Here is a 14,407-nt window from a genome sequence, read left to right on the forward strand (position 1 = left end):
TTCGCGGACTTATAGAGCACAAGTTGGTTTGAGAAGTTGTATACCTCCAGAAATCTCCGCTGGATGAACAGGTCTATGTCACTGTCATCGATCAACATCGTTTTATCAACTAATCTTGCCATAACATTTTTACAATGTGCATAATTAAACTTACTAAAAAGTAACCGAAGGAGGAAAAAATTACTTACCAACTCTCAAAATTAATTTTCATACGCATAAAAAATGTATTAAACTTGAAACTCAAAACCTAAGCTTCACATATGAAATTTAATCGATTAGTTTACTTCTGTTTATGCGTTGTGCTGGCCGCTGGGTTAGCTTCCTGCGGATCTTCTTCCAGTGATAAAGACAAGAATGCTGCTGATTTTCAGGCAGCTGAGGACAGCCTTAAACAGCAAATAGAAGAAGTAGTTTATAATATACCTTCCCCTTCTGAAATCCCTTATCTGTTGCAGGCGACCGGCGCAGAATTTAACGAGAGCCTGGTAAATTCACGTACTAAAATTGATCAGTATGCTTCCCGCACAGATAAAGCTGCGCTGAACCTGGGGGTTTATGCTGCTGATATCGGCTACCTCACCTCGTATGATAAAACACAAGAAGCGATTGATTATCTGAACTCTTGCAAAACACTGGCTGATAACCTCGGTGTGATCGGTTCATTTGATACAGAGATCCTTCAGAAGTTCGAGTCAAATATCGGTAACAAAGATTCATTGACTCACCTGCTTGACAGAACTATCAAGAAGACAGAGACTTTCCTGAAAGACGACAGCCGTAACAAGCTTTCATCTTTAGTAGTAGCGGGTAGCTTTATTGAAGGTCTGTATATCTCTACAGGTCTTATCAAAACATATCCTAAAAACCTGTTGCCTGAAGATAACCGTATACAAGTGTTAACACCACTGATGCGCATCGTATTGCAACAGAAAAAATCAGTAAGCGAACTGTTGAAAATGTTGCAGACGGTTGAACAGACGGAGCCTGTGGCAACAATGGTAGCTGACCTGACTACACTTGACAAAGCGTATGCAGCGTTGAACATTGAAGAGCAGATCAAGAATAACCGTGGCGACCTCGTGTTGTCTGACAAGAACCTCGAAGAAGTTACCAAGGTTGTTGAAAAACTCCGTAAAGGCATTACAGACTAATTGCCGTACATGGAATAAAGTATAAAAAGGGACTGGTTGATACCAGTCCTTTTTCTTTTCATCCCTCATCTTTCACTATATTTAGATTCATGTAATTCAGCATTATGAGTGAACCTCTGCTCAAAGCTATTCTGCGCTTGTTCGCGATAGTTGCCAAAGAAGATAAAGTTACCCACCAGGAGCGTGAACAGATCAAAACCTTTTTGCAAGATCATTTGAGCCGCTCGGCCGTAGAGTCGTATGTAGCGATGTTTGATGAATATGTAGCGACCCTGCCCACGCAGCCAACGGAGCTCAGTGCAGAGTTGCAACGGATAGAAAAGTTGTGTGCCGAGATTAACCACGAGCTTACACAGAAACAAAAAGTAGTAATCCTCCTCGAACTGTTATCCATTGTGCAGGCCGATGATCAGATCACTCCCCGCGAAGAAGAACTGGTCAATGCTGTAGGCGCCAATTTCAAAGTATCGCCTGCGGAGATCGAAGCCATTCGCATCTTTGTATTGGGTAAGAAAGCAGAGCAACTCGATCACGATCATATACTGGTAATAGACACTGCACCCGAAGGCTCGCTGAAGAAAGCGCATCACCTGCAGCGAAAAGAACTGGACGGATTTATAGCGATAGTCTATATCGAGCAGGTTGAAATATACTTTATCAAATACCTGGGCCACACAGATGTATACCTCAATGGCGTGCCGGTAAAGAGCGGCAAGATCAACGTACTGGCTGTGGGCAGCATGCTGCGTTGGGAAAAAGATGATCCGGTATATTATGGTGATCTGTTGAATCGCTTCAAAAAGTTTGGTGACTTCCCCCGTCTTTCGTTCGAAGGGAAAGGCATCAGCTTCAAATTCAAGAATGGAAGATTGGGCTTGCGCGATGTAGCACTGGCGGAAGAATCCGGTAACCTCATTGCGTTAATGGGTGCGAGTGGTGCCGGTAAATCTACGTTGCTGCACGTGTTGAATGGTTCAGAAAAACCTTCGCAGGGACAGGTACTCATCAATGGTATAGATATACACAATAATCCGAAAGCCATTGAGGGTGTGATCGGTTTTGTGCCGCAGGACGATCTGCTGATTGAAGACCTGACGGTATATGAAAATCTATACTATGCGGCCAAGTTATGCTTCAGCAATAAAGCAGAAGATGAGATTAATAAGCTGGTGCTGAAAGTACTGGAAGATCTTGGCCTGGAAGAAACAAAAGATTTGAAAGTTGGCTCGCCTCTTCGTAAAACGATTAGCGGTGGCCAGCGCAAACGACTGAATATAGGGCTGGAGTTATTGCGTGAACCGGCCGTGCTATTCTGCGATGAACCCACCAGTGGTTTATCATCACGCGATTCTGAAAATATCATTGACCTGCTGAAAGAGCTTTCGCTCAAGGGCAAGCTTGTGTTTGCTGTTATTCACCAGCCATCGTCCGATATCTTTAAGATGTTCGATAAATTGCTGATCCTGGATAGCGGTGGCTACCAGATATACTATGGCAACCCGGTTGATGCGGTGGTATATTTCAAACGCAGCATTAACCTGGTGAACAGTGAAGAAGGAGAGTGCCACGAATGCGGCAATGTAAATCCCGAGCAGATCTTCAACATCATTGAAACCAAAGTGATTAACGAATATGGTCATTTTACCAATGAGCGGAAGATCACAGCCGAACAATGGAATACGATCTATAAGCAGAACTATAAAGCATTTTCGGTGGAGACTTCACGTGAAGTGCCGCACTCTACGTTGCGTATACCCACCCGGTTGAAGCAGGCGCATTTGTTCTCGCTGCGCGATATACAGGCGAAAATTCACAACCGCCAGTATATGATCATCAACCTGCTGGAGGCTCCGGTACTGGCATTTATACTGGCGTTTATCGTTCGGTATTTTAATGTAGACGATTCTGCCATTACCGGGTATGTATTTGGTAAGAACCTGAATATACCGGCCTACCTGTTTATGAGCGTTATTGTAGCGCTATTCATGGGGCTCACGGTAAGCGCGGAAGAAATTATCCGCGACCGAAAGATACTGAAGCGCGAAGCTTTTCTGCACCTGAGCCGGAGCAGCTATATATTCTCCAAGATATCGATACTCTTTATCCTGTCGGCTATACAGACTTTTACGTTTGTACTGGTAGGTAATTATATACTGGAGATCAAGGGGATGTTGTTTAATCACTGGTTCATTCTCTTTACTACATCGTGCTTTGCCAATTTGCTCGGACTGAATATATCTTCCGGTTTTAACTCGGCTGTAACGATCTATATATTGATTCCGCTGCTGCTTATACCACAACTTATTCTGAGTGGTGTAGTGGTAAAGTTCGATAAGCTGAACCCTTCTATCGGCAACACGGCAACGGTACCGCTGGTGGGCGACCTGATGGCATCACGCTGGGCATTCGAAGCAGCCATGGTATCGCAGTTTCGCGATAATAGTTTTGAGCGGGAGTTTTATGCCTACGACAAAGCCATGCACAGTGCCGACTACAAGAAGGTATATTTCGTTCCGGAAGTTGAGAGCCGACTTCAGTTTACGCTGAATAATTACCAGTCGACCGACCCGCAGATTCGTGAGAAAGTAGTGAACAACCTGGCGTTGATCAAAAAAGAAATCGCACGCGAAGCAAAAGAAACCGGAAAGACATTGGCTCGCATCGATGACCTGACGCTGGCTAAATTTGACTCTGCTGTTTACAATGAAACATCCACTTACCTGGAGAATCTGAAGCATTATTATGTGAACCGCTATAATATAGCAGACCAGAAACGCGAGAAGAAAATATTTGGTCTGACCAACACCCCGGAGAAAGAAGCGGCCTTTAGTATATATCGCGAAACATATCACAACGATGCTATAACCGAACTGGTAAAGAATCTGTCGGAAACGCATCGCATCATTGAGCAGGATGGCAAGCTGATCCAGAAGATATACCCGATCTATAAAGATCCGGATCCAGACCACGCAATTGATTTCAATGCGCAGTTCTACATGCCGCGAAAACATTTTCTGAATCAGAACATCGATACATTTTATTTCAACACGGGAGTGATCTGGTCGATGTGTCTCACGCTGGCACTTACACTATATTTCGACATCCTGCGCAGGATCATTGACGGCATCGGTAATTTATCGAACCCGCTGGAGCGGAGAAAATAGCGGACGGCTGCTGGAAGTGTAAAGTTGAAAGCGGAAAGTGAAATGCAGTCGCATCGTGCTTTCAGCTTTCCACTTTACGCTTTCAGGTAGTGGCCAGTAGTTAGCAGCTTTTTTTAAACACTTAACGTATAACGAACCCATGTTCTTCATCCTCTCCAAGACAGTAAGTTTCCTGGTATTGCCACTGACTATTGTGGTGATCTTGCTAGTGCTCGCTGTTTTTTTGAAAAATCAGCAATGGAAGAAGCGATTGCTCTATGGGGGTATAATTCTCCTGCTATTTTTCTCCAACGATTTTCTGGCGAATGAAGCCATGCATGCGTGGGAAGTACAAACCGTTGCCTTTAAAGATATGGCTCCGCATAAGTTAGGTATTGTACTCACAGGCTCTACTATACCGGGCTTAGAACCGAATGATCGTGTTTACTTTCAGCGTGGTGCTGATCGTGTAACACACACCGTGCAGCTCTATAAATTAGGGTTGATCGAAAAGATACTCATCAGCGGAGGCAGCGGACGTATACTCGGAGAAGAAGAACCCGAAGCGAATAAATTCAGGAAGGCAATGGTGCTGATGGGGGTGGACTCTACGGATATCATGATCGAGAATGAAACACGCAACACAGCCGAATCTGCACAAGAAGTAGTAAAGATGCTCGACTCGCTGCACTATAAATCCGAAGAATGTCTGCTGATTACTTCGGCTTTTCATATGAGGCGTTCACTAGCCTGCTATAAGAAAGTAGGACTCCATATTCAGCCTTTCTCTACCGACTTCTATGCACATCCCCGCGAATATTATCCGGATGCTTTTATTATCCCTAAAGTAGAAGCGATCAGTATCTGGCATAAATTATTTAAGGAGTGGATCGGCATGATTGCCTATAAGGCTGCGGGGTATATTTAGTATATCTTCAAAGTATCTATATAGTTCAGTAAATAGAGAACAATAAAAAAGCTGCTCCTTTCAGAGCAGCCTTTCAGGTTTAGGTTAATGACGTTCTGTAACGATTAAGGCACTGGCAACGCATTGCCGGAGTAATCATTCGGATTGCATTGTGGTACGCTGGCTCCAAATTTCGCGTTAATCACATCAATGAACTGGTTGGCAAGGTAGCCATTACCGCGTGCATTCGGATGTATACCATCCAGCGAGAAACCACCGAATGGAGGCGATATAGAAGCAGATATAGTAGCTCCTTTTATCTCGGCACCATTTGCTTTCAGTGACAACAAGATAGAATGTATATCTACCAATGCCAAGCGGCTGCTGTTGGTTGAAACCGCACCGGCTATAACACTGTTGAATGCATCAATACGGGTTTGTACTTCTGTTTTTTCAGATGGCAACAATATATACTTGTCGGCCAGAGGAACCGTAACACCATTGATAAGCTGAGGATTGTTTGATACCAGTGTACCAATCACATTGGCAGCAGTAAGAGGAACCAGGTCGGTGGATGTAGTCTGGCGAACTTGTTCGTACGGAATCAGTGCTGTACGTTGTGCGTCAGATATAGCACCGGCTGCTTTCAGCATATCAAACTCATCACCGTAGTCATTCAGTGTTTCATCTACGATAACAATCTTGTTGGAAGTACCGGCAGCAAAAGTAATTTTGCGCGAGTCGGTATCCGTTATTCCTAAATTTGCTTTCAGTGCATCAAGCACAGCATTATATCCTGCAAAACCTGCATTTACGGCAGCCGCTGAAGCAGCATCTAAGGGTATAGGATTATAGGCTACTGTTGAGAAGTAAGGCAGGCTGGTAACGTCTGGTATATTGGCCACAACACCTTTTGCACTGGCGTTCGCTGCGAGCATGGTAGATATAGCATTGTTATAGGCACCGGCAAAAACAGCAGCATCCGTCATCGGCTTCGTAGCATCGTTCTGATCGGCACCGTTGGTAGCATAGCCCAGTACATCATCATTACCCAGCCAGAATATAAAGAAGCTTCCGTTTCCTATAGCAGCAACAGCATCGCCTAACAGAGTAGATGTACCCGGTGTTGAAGCAAAGCGTGCATAGTAAGGATTATAGTATGGATTACCGCTGGAGGGACCACCGAGAAACGGAGTCTGCGCAGTTTGTATCGTTACACCATACGCACTGAAGTTATTGAGCTTGGATTTATCTCCGGTATAAGGAGTAATTGCTTGCCCGGGAACGATCGGTGTAGGTTTAGGACTTGTAGTACCTTTCAAATATAGTCTGCCAAGAATCGTTGTTCCATCCGGAGCCAATCCATAATAACCGGCAGCAGCATTTATATCCGGCTGATTAAAATCTCCGCCACCCACTGATTTGAATTGTTGAGCGATGATCGCGGGGAAAGAAGCATTCTGTCCGTCAGTATAAAGAGCACCGTTCATGAAGCCGGCCGAGAGTGAACTGCCGATCACAACAGTTTTGGTGAAATCAGCTTCACCCGCAGTAACCTGTTTCTCTTCGGGGAAATCGTAAGTGCAGGCTCCTGCCACTACTAAGGCGAGAGAAGCTGCGGTATATCGCGTAAAATTTTTCATACTTGTTTTCTCGTTTAGCTTAGTTCATGAGTTGATCGAAGGTGATGGATACATAGTATATAGCACCCAGCGTAGGACCGCCATAGTTCAATACATAGCGTTTGTTGAACAAGTCTGATCCACCGATCTTGAAGATCGATTTCATCGGCTTCACGCGATAGCTTACCTGCGCATCGAATACACCGACTGCAGGAACTTTACCTATAGCAAAAGTAGATTCCCACGTAAAGGCTTTCTGCCAGCGATAGGCAATGTTGAATCCGATCTTGTCTGTAAGCTTACGGTTACCGAAGGTAATGTTATACTTATGTTCAGGTGTGTTAAACTCTGCGAGATAACCATCGCCCAGTTCTTTGTTCAGTCTGTTCCAGTTATAGTTTGCACCGAAGCGATAACCTTTCGGCAAGCTATAGTCAAGACCGAGCGCAACACCTTGTGCAGTAACGGTTCTGTCAAGATTTGTATATACGGAATATGTATTCTGACGACCGTTCTCATCTTTACCAGGATTTAACATGGTAGAAGCATTGCGAATGTTTTGCTCGGTAGGAGTTGTTGCTGTAAGATCCAACGGACCGGCTGCCTGACGCAGGAAGAGCTGCGTGATGAAATCATTATAGGAATTGAAGTAGTAGGCTACATCTACCAACAGTTTATCGCCTACCAATCCTTTATACCCTACTTCTATCGATTTGATCTTTTCAGGTTTTACAGGATCGGAGCTGGTAACCGGCACCAGTTTGCTTAATGCTTCCGGATCGCCAATGGCAAGACCGGCATTGCTTCCGCTATAGGAACCTTGTCCTGCTTTCTGTGCTACCATCGCTGCATATTGTTGTGCAGAGGCTACGGTATAGGCATTCTGAAATATATTGTATGCTTTTGCATATTGAGGCAGACCACCCAGGAGACGTGCTGATAACACATCGAGATCTATATGCTGACCTTGTGTTGTCGGGTTACGGAAACCACTCTGGAACGCAATGCGGAAATTCTGATTCGGTGTAGGCGATATCACGGCTGACAAGCGCGGGTTAATAAGCCCGTTGAAGTTCTCGTTCTTGTCGTAGCGTAATGAACCGGTAAGTTTTACTTTATCAGACAATACTTTTTTGGAAGCCTGCACATACGCACCAACTTCCTGTATAGTTATATTGTTACCAGCTGTATCGGCAAATATAGTTCCGTTGGAGTTGAGGTCGTACAGGCGATAGCTTGCACCCACCATCACATCCATAAACTTGATCTGGTTCTTGAAATTATACTGTCCTTCGAAATGGTATAGGGCAGTTTTATCATCGAACAACGCGCCATTAGGAATTACATCTTTCTGTGCATTGGCTTTCGCAGCGTTAAACTCGGGAGAGCCGGGAGTATATCTTCCTACATCTGCGGCTGCACGTGCTGCGGCATGTGCCTGCTCTTGCTGTGCTATAGTAGGTGCCGAAGGACTTCCGCCCTGCAAGGCAGCGAGTGTCCCCAGGTATGTACCAGCGTAGGTTCCAAACCAGGTGTTGTCATCTTTCCATGCGCGGTTTACCAATACACCGGTAAGATCTGCTATATAGGAGTCTCCGGAATTTTCCAGTGTAGTATAGGCGCGCAGGAAGAAGTTATCGCCACGCAATTCTACTTTGTGCTGCTGAATGTTGAAGTTCTTCAGCGAGTAACGTTGTGCTCCGGTATATACCGAAGTACCGGATCCGTAATTCAAATTATAGAGTAATTCTACTTTGTCAGTCAATCTATAGTGTAAACCTATATTTGCTTTCAGGTTCTTCGCTCCGTAGTCTACCAGGTATTGTTCTCTGTATGGAGTTCTTGAAACAGTACCGGCCGTAGCGAGGTAAGGTAAATAGTTAGACAAACCAGCCTGCTGCATTTGAGCCTGGAAAGTAGGATCGAGTCCTACCAGACCAACGTTGGTAGCCACTTCATCACCAAACGCATGTACCAGTTCTGAACCAGGGTTGGTAGAAAGACCGGCAGGTTTCTGCGAAGCATTTTTATCCTGCAGGTTCGTGCCATACCAGTCAGTTGCTTTACTATAGGAGAACGCTAATTTAAAAGCGAACTTGTTGTTGAATGCTTTTGCATAGCGTATAGCATATTCCTGCATAGGCTTAGCACTGCCCGGCCCGATCTTCGTTCCATCGGAGTTAAGATCAGAATCGCCAATGTGGTTCATACCAAATTTGGCAAATGCACTAAGGCCCTGATAATCGAACGGACTTTTACTGTTTACCAAAAGTATACCGTTGAATGCATTGGGACCATATAGCGCAGACGCTGCACCGGGTATAAATTCAACACTCTCTACATCTAACTCCGAAGGACCGTTCAGGTTTCCTATAGGGAAGTTCAGTGCAGGAGCCTGTGTATCCATACCATCGGTTAACTGTACGAAGCGTGTGTTACCGGTAGAGTTGAAACCCCGTGCGTTCACGATCTGGAAATTTATGCTACTCGTAGTTACATCCACACCTTTCAGGTTGGCAAGACCTTTATAGTAACTATCAGAAGGAGTGTTTTGCACCTGGAGTATATCCATCTTCTCGATAGATACGGGCGACTGCATGATGCTTTCTTCCACGCGCGAAGCAGAGATTACTACTTCTTGTCCGAGGATTGTTTGCTCTTCGAGCTTTACATCGAGGCCGGATGTGTTGGCATCATTCACCTCGACTTCGAAAGTCTTGTAGCCCACAAATGAAAATGCCAACGTGAGGGGAGGAGAGTCGGTTGATTTCAGGGAGTAATTACCATCGGAATCTGATATAGTTCCAATAACCCGTCCTTTCACGATAATGTTTACTCCGGCAAGTCCTTCTCCCGAACTGGCATCTGTTACCTTTCCGGAGATGGTCGTTTGAGCGAGCGCCACCGCGGAAGACAACAGCACCATCAGCACTGCCGCTAACGAAGCCTTGTAAAAGTTTTTCATAACTACGAATTGGTTTTGGTTTTTGGGGATTAATGAGTTGTCTTTTCGAAGCCCGAAATGGTATGCATACCGAGCTTTCTTATCGAAAAGTACAAAAAATCCGTAAAAAACAAACGTTTGAGGAAGGCTTGTTGCGCTATAAATAGAGAAAATATACCCCGGAAGGATGGGAGGCTACAGAATTAGCAGGATATAAATAAGGTATCAGGGAAACGAGAAAAGTATAGATAAAGGTATATTTTTATTGATCCCTGATACCTTTTGGCAGGTATAAACCTGCAGGAAGATTAATCTTTAGAGGTTTGCAGGTGCTTTACCAACCGGTCGCATAACGCGTTGATCTCGTTGGCAATATACTCGTCACCCGTAGCCGTGAGCGCACTTTGAGCCAGACCTCCTATACAATCTATATAGAAGCGCTTCATTTCTTCCACCGGCATGTCCTTCGTCCACAGATCGATACGAAGCGTATTCTTATGTTTATGATCCCAAAGCGCCACACTCATGGACTTTGTTTCAGAAAGCCCCGGATCAGGCTTATCCGTAGCATCCCACAGAATCTTATCCGGTATATTATTCTGATCCAGCTCTACAGAGAAATTGATAGTTGACTTTTTCATGACCGCAAAATTAGCAAATGTGCCGATGTGTTGACGTATTGATGTGTTGAGGTGAGGTATTTTCTTTGATTATCCGGTGTTTTTTCATCATCAACACTTGAACACTTCAACACCCCAACACGCTAATAGCTCGTCTCATCCAACTTCACTTTTCCTTTAAAAGTCCAGAAGACGAAGGTGGTGTAGGCGGCTACGAGGGGAACTCCGATGGCGGCTACGGTGAGCATGATGCCCAGGGTTTTCTGGGATGATGCGGCGTTATATACTGTGAGACTGTTTTTAGGATCGGGAGTATAGATGATGGTGGGGAATAATTCCAGCGATACAACGGCAAGTGCTACGCTGATCACCACGGCCGATGACAGAAAAGCAAAAAGATATTTTCGCTTGGCGATTTGTCGTGTGATGTTGGCGATCGCCAGGATCATAATTACCGGAAGTATAAACATACTCGGGCTTTCGTGTATCTGATCTACCAGGTGTGGTATATATAGCAGGGTATAGAACGAGGTGATCACAAAACTGATAACAAAGAAGATGGTGGTTCTGCGCACAATGATGGTGAGCTTGGCATACAGGCGGTCTTCTGTTTTCATTACAAGATATATAGCACCGTGCATCATGAATAGCGAGAGCGTTGTGATGCCTACCATGATGGCGTAAGGATTGATGAAATCGGAGAATGTGCCGCGGTATATATGATCTTTGTCAAGCGGTATACCAATGGCTACATTGCCGAGTATAAAGCCGAGCAGGAATGCGAGCAGTCCGCTGGAGAAACAATAGCTGATGTCCCACATCTTCCGCCACCACAGCATCGGCTCCTTGCTTCTGAACTCGATCGATACAGCGCGAAAGATCAGCGCCACGAGAAAGATCATAAAAGGTATATAGAATGCTGACAGGAGTGAAGCATATACTTCGGGGAAGCCGGCAAACAATGCACCGCCACCAATTACCAGCCATACCTCATTACCATCCCACACCGGACCTATAGCATTTAACGCAGTGCGTCTGCTGGCTTCTTTATTAAAGAATAAATGCAGCGCTCCTGCGCCCAGGTCGAAGCCATCAAGAATCGCATAGCCCGTAAAGACTGCACCTATAACCAGGAACCACCACGTAGGATAATCGATGCCGGCAAATGTTTCCATGTATGTGTGGTTTAGTGATATTCGTTATCAGAAGTGTCGATCTTTTTTCGTGAAGCCTCCGGTGTAAAAGATTCGGCCATCTCCATGTGTCGCGGACTATGTTCATCATCGTGATGATCGTATGGCCCATGCGTTATTTTTTTGTTCAGCAGGTATATAAACAACGCGAAGAGCAACAGGTATACAAATGTGAACATGATCAGCGAGAATACAACCTGGTTTGCTGTAACGGCTTCGGAGAGTGCATCGGATGTACGGAGTAATTTATATACCACCCACGGCTGTCGGCCTACTTCAGCAGTATACCAGCCTACCTGGTTGCCGATCTGTGGGAGCAATACCGCCCACACAAAAATCCAGAGCAGCCAGCGCTTCTCAAAAAGTTTGCCGCGCCACCAAAGAAAAGCAGCATATATACTCAGGGCGATCAATGCCATACCAATGGCTACCATGAGGTGGTACGTTTGAAAAACAAAATTTACCGCTCCAGGTCTCTCATCTTCCGGTATACTATTGAGCCCTGGTATAGGAGCATGAAAATCACCATGCACCAGATATGATAAACCTCCGGGTATAGCTATACCGGTAGTGGTTTGTGTTTCTTTATTTACCCAACCGAAGAGATATGCATCGGCTGCCTGGAGGCTATCAAAATGTCCCTCCATTGCAGCAAGCTTGGCAGGTTGATAGTGTGCTACAACATCTGCCGATTTATGACCGGTAAATAATTGTAACAGCGAAGTAACAATGGCTACTGACAGCGCAATTTTAAATGATGCTTTTGATAGCTCTATATATTTACCTTTCAATAAATACCACGCGCTTACGCTGGTAACGAGAAATGCTCCGGCCAGAAATGAACCTCCCCAAACATGCGAGATGCGTTCAACCGTAGATGGATTGAACACCATTGCCCAGAAATCGGTTATCTCTGCACGGGCTTTCATGCCTTCACCTACGATGTGATACCCTGCCGGTGTTTGTTGCCAGGAGTTAGCCACTACAATCCATATAGCAGAGAACATCGATCCCAGCGTAACCATTATCGTAGAGAAGAAATGTACCCGCGGACTAACGCGGTTCCATCCGAAAATAAGTATACCGAGAAATCCGGATTCGAGTGCAAAAGCAAATATACCTTCGGCTGCCAGTGCGCTTCCAAATACATCACCAACATAACGGGAATATACTGCCCAATTGGTGCCGAACTCAAATTCCATTACTATACCGGTGGCTACACCTATACCGAAGATGAGTGCGAAGATCTTTACCCAGAAGCGAGTCATCTGCTGGTATATTTCCAAACCCGTGCGCAGATACATGCCTTCCATAAACACCATTACCAGTCCAAGCCCGATGCTAAGAGGAGGATAGATATAGTGAAAGGCAATAGTAAAAGCGAATTGTATGCGTGAGAGAATTTCTACGTCCATCGGGTTTTAAAGCTACAGTACAACGCTGAAGCCGCCAAAGGAAAAGACGAGAATTAGAGATGAAGATTTAGCATGGCGAATCGGATACGATTGAAATGATGTGATGGATGAACTTAGGCTACGATAATTTTTTCACCGTTACCTTCATTCCCTTGAAAGAGTAATTTACGCCAGGTTTATACATTTTCTTCCTTACGTTATAGGCATACTCCCATTGCTGCAGCGGAGTAAGTGCAAGGAATGCCTCATCCTTCATTTTTTGCTCTTCCTCAAAAGTGGTTTTCTTTACCGTTGCCATACACGAATCTACAAAAAAAGACTAACTAATTCTTTCACTATATAACTGTATAAAGAACTCCATAGAAGATGGATTCTTCAACGCACCGGCATTTACCACTTCCTTCGGATCTTTTCCCATCAGCACTTTCTTTACAGGTGTTTCTGTTTTTTTACCACTGATGGTATAAGGTATGTCAGGCACAGCAATGATCTCATCGGGCACGTGCCTCGGACTATATTCGCTGCGGATGGTTGTGTTGATTTTCTTTTTGATGTCTGCCGTTAATGCAATATTTTCCTGCATCACGACAAATAAGGGCATCCAAAATTCTCCGCCTTCTTTTTCAATGCAGATAATGAGGCTGTCTTTTATTTCCTTTACTTTATCTACAGCGCGGTATATTTCGCTGGTGCCTATGCGTATCCCTCCGCGGTTGAGTGTTGCATCAGAACGGCCGTATATAATTACACCCTGATGTGGCGTGATCTCCGTCCAGTCACCATGACGCCATACACCCGGATACATTTCAAAATAACTTTCCTCGTAACGTTTATAGTCGGGGTCGTTCCAGAAATAGATGGGCATAGAAGGCATTGGTTTGGTGATCACCATTTCGCCCACTTGCCCGGTGATTGCATTTCCATTTTCATCAAATGCCTGCAACGCGCAGCCTAGAGCACGGCATTGAATTTCGCCTGTATATACGGGTAGTGTTGGCATGCCTCCAACAAAAGCGCTGCACACATCAGTGCCTCCACTCATGGAAGTAAGCCATAGGTTGTTCTTTACTTCTTGATATACCCAATCAAACCCTTCCGGTGGCAATGTGCTGCCGGTAGATCCGATAGAACGAAGCGAAGAGAGATTAAAATCTTTTGCCGGATGTATACCGGCTTTCATGTTGGCGAGTATATATCCTGCACTGGTGCCGAAGTGATGGATGCCCACATCCTGTGTGAACTTCCAGAGTATAGTCAGGTCAGGGTAGCCGGGGCTTCCATCGTATAGTACCATCGTTGCGCCCGCAAGCAAACTGCCGTGTATATAGTTCCACATCATCCAGCCCGTGGTGGTATACCAGAAGCAGCGTTCGCCAGGTTTAAAATCATTGTGAAAGGTTCCGTATTTCAGT

Annotated in this window: 10 protein-coding genes; 3 read left to right on the forward strand and 7 right to left on the reverse strand. The window is 45.0% G+C overall.

Features of this window, described 5'->3' with window-relative positions; genetic code table 11:
- Nucleotides 1–260: 260 nt before the first annotated feature.
- The 3 genes from VIN08_RS10190 (at nt 261) to VIN08_RS10200 (ending at nt 5,222) form a co-directional block, all read left to right on the forward strand.
- On the forward strand, nt 261–1,151 hold the full coding sequence (locus VIN08_RS10190; protein WP_331964072.1) for a hypothetical protein: 891 nt from the start codon (nt 261–263) through the stop codon (nt 1,149–1,151).
- 104 nt (nt 1,152–1,255) lie between these two features.
- Nucleotides 1,256–4,315, forward strand: a complete 3,060-nt coding sequence (locus VIN08_RS10195; RefSeq protein WP_331964075.1) for an ATP-binding cassette domain-containing protein — start codon at nt 1,256–1,258, stop codon at nt 4,313–4,315.
- A 139-nt stretch (nt 4,316–4,454) separates the two neighbouring features.
- Nucleotides 4,455–5,222, forward strand: coding sequence for a YdcF family protein (locus VIN08_RS10200; RefSeq protein ID WP_331964078.1), 768 nt, complete (start codon nt 4,455–4,457; stop codon nt 5,220–5,222).
- 104 nt (nt 5,223–5,326) lie between these two features.
- Here VIN08_RS10200 and VIN08_RS10205 read toward each other — a convergent pair whose 3' ends face one another.
- From VIN08_RS10205 to VIN08_RS10235, 7 genes are all read right to left on the reverse strand, one after another.
- Complete coding sequence (locus VIN08_RS10205; protein ID WP_331964080.1) at nt 5,327–6,844, reverse strand: hypothetical protein; 1,518 nt, start codon at nt 6,842–6,844, stop codon at nt 5,327–5,329.
- A gap of 19 nt (nt 6,845–6,863) precedes the next feature.
- On the reverse strand, nt 6,864–9,788 hold the full coding sequence (locus tag VIN08_RS10210) for a TonB-dependent receptor (RefSeq protein ID WP_331964083.1): 2,925 nt from the start codon (nt 9,786–9,788) through the stop codon (nt 6,864–6,866).
- Between the two features lie 287 nt (nt 9,789–10,075).
- Nucleotides 10,076–10,408 (reverse strand): gliding motility protein GldC, encoded by a 333-nt coding sequence (gene gldC / locus VIN08_RS10215; RefSeq protein ID WP_331964086.1) that lies wholly within the window; start codon nt 10,406–10,408, stop codon nt 10,076–10,078.
- Between the two features lie 122 nt (nt 10,409–10,530).
- Nucleotides 10,531–11,562, reverse strand: a complete 1,032-nt coding sequence (cydB, locus tag VIN08_RS10220; protein ID WP_331964089.1) for a cytochrome d ubiquinol oxidase subunit II — start codon at nt 11,560–11,562, stop codon at nt 10,531–10,533.
- Between the two features lie 11 nt (nt 11,563–11,573).
- Nucleotides 11,574–12,995 (reverse strand): cytochrome ubiquinol oxidase subunit I, encoded by a 1,422-nt coding sequence (locus tag VIN08_RS10225; RefSeq protein ID WP_331964092.1) that lies wholly within the window; start codon nt 12,993–12,995, stop codon nt 11,574–11,576.
- A 118-nt stretch (nt 12,996–13,113) separates the two neighbouring features.
- Entirely contained in the window at nt 13,114–13,293 is a 180-nt protein-coding gene (locus VIN08_RS10230; protein ID WP_331964095.1) for a hypothetical protein, read from the reverse strand.
- A 21-nt stretch (nt 13,294–13,314) separates the two neighbouring features.
- A partial coding sequence (locus tag VIN08_RS10235; protein ID WP_331964098.1) for an AMP-binding protein occupies nt 13,315–14,407 on the reverse strand: 1,093 nt, incomplete at its 5' end.

It is taken from the genome of Ohtaekwangia sp., assembly GCF_036568665.1.
Lineage (GTDB): Bacteria > Bacteroidota > Bacteroidia > Cytophagales > Cyclobacteriaceae > Ohtaekwangia.

Excerpts from the sequence above, each read along its gene's own strand:
- VIN08_RS10190 (WP_331964072.1), top strand. The coding sequence starts at position 261 with ATGAAATTTAATCGATTAGTTTACTTCTGTTTATGCGTTGTGCTGGCC.
- VIN08_RS10195 (WP_331964075.1), top strand. The coding sequence starts at position 1,256 with ATGAGTGAACCTCTGCTCAAAGCTATTCTGCGCTTGTTCGCGATAGTT.
- VIN08_RS10200 (WP_331964078.1), top strand. The coding sequence starts at position 4,455 with ATGTTCTTCATCCTCTCCAAGACAGTAAGTTTCCTGGTATTGCCACTG.
- VIN08_RS10205 (WP_331964080.1), bottom strand. The coding sequence starts at position 6,844 with ATGAAAAATTTTACGCGATATACCGCAGCTTCTCTCGCCTTAGTAGTG.
- VIN08_RS10210 (WP_331964083.1), bottom strand. The coding sequence starts at position 9,788 with ATGAAAAACTTTTACAAGGCTTCGTTAGCGGCAGTGCTGATGGTGCTG.
- gldC (WP_331964086.1), bottom strand. The coding sequence starts at position 10,408 with ATGAAAAAGTCAACTATCAATTTCTCTGTAGAGCTGGATCAGAATAAT.
- cydB (WP_331964089.1), bottom strand. The coding sequence starts at position 11,562 with ATGGAAACATTTGCCGGCATCGATTATCCTACGTGGTGGTTCCTGGTT.
- VIN08_RS10225 (WP_331964092.1), bottom strand. The coding sequence starts at position 12,995 with ATGGACGTAGAAATTCTCTCACGCATACAATTCGCTTTTACTATTGCC.
- VIN08_RS10230 (WP_331964095.1), bottom strand. The coding sequence starts at position 13,293 with ATGGCAACGGTAAAGAAAACCACTTTTGAGGAAGAGCAAAAAATGAAG.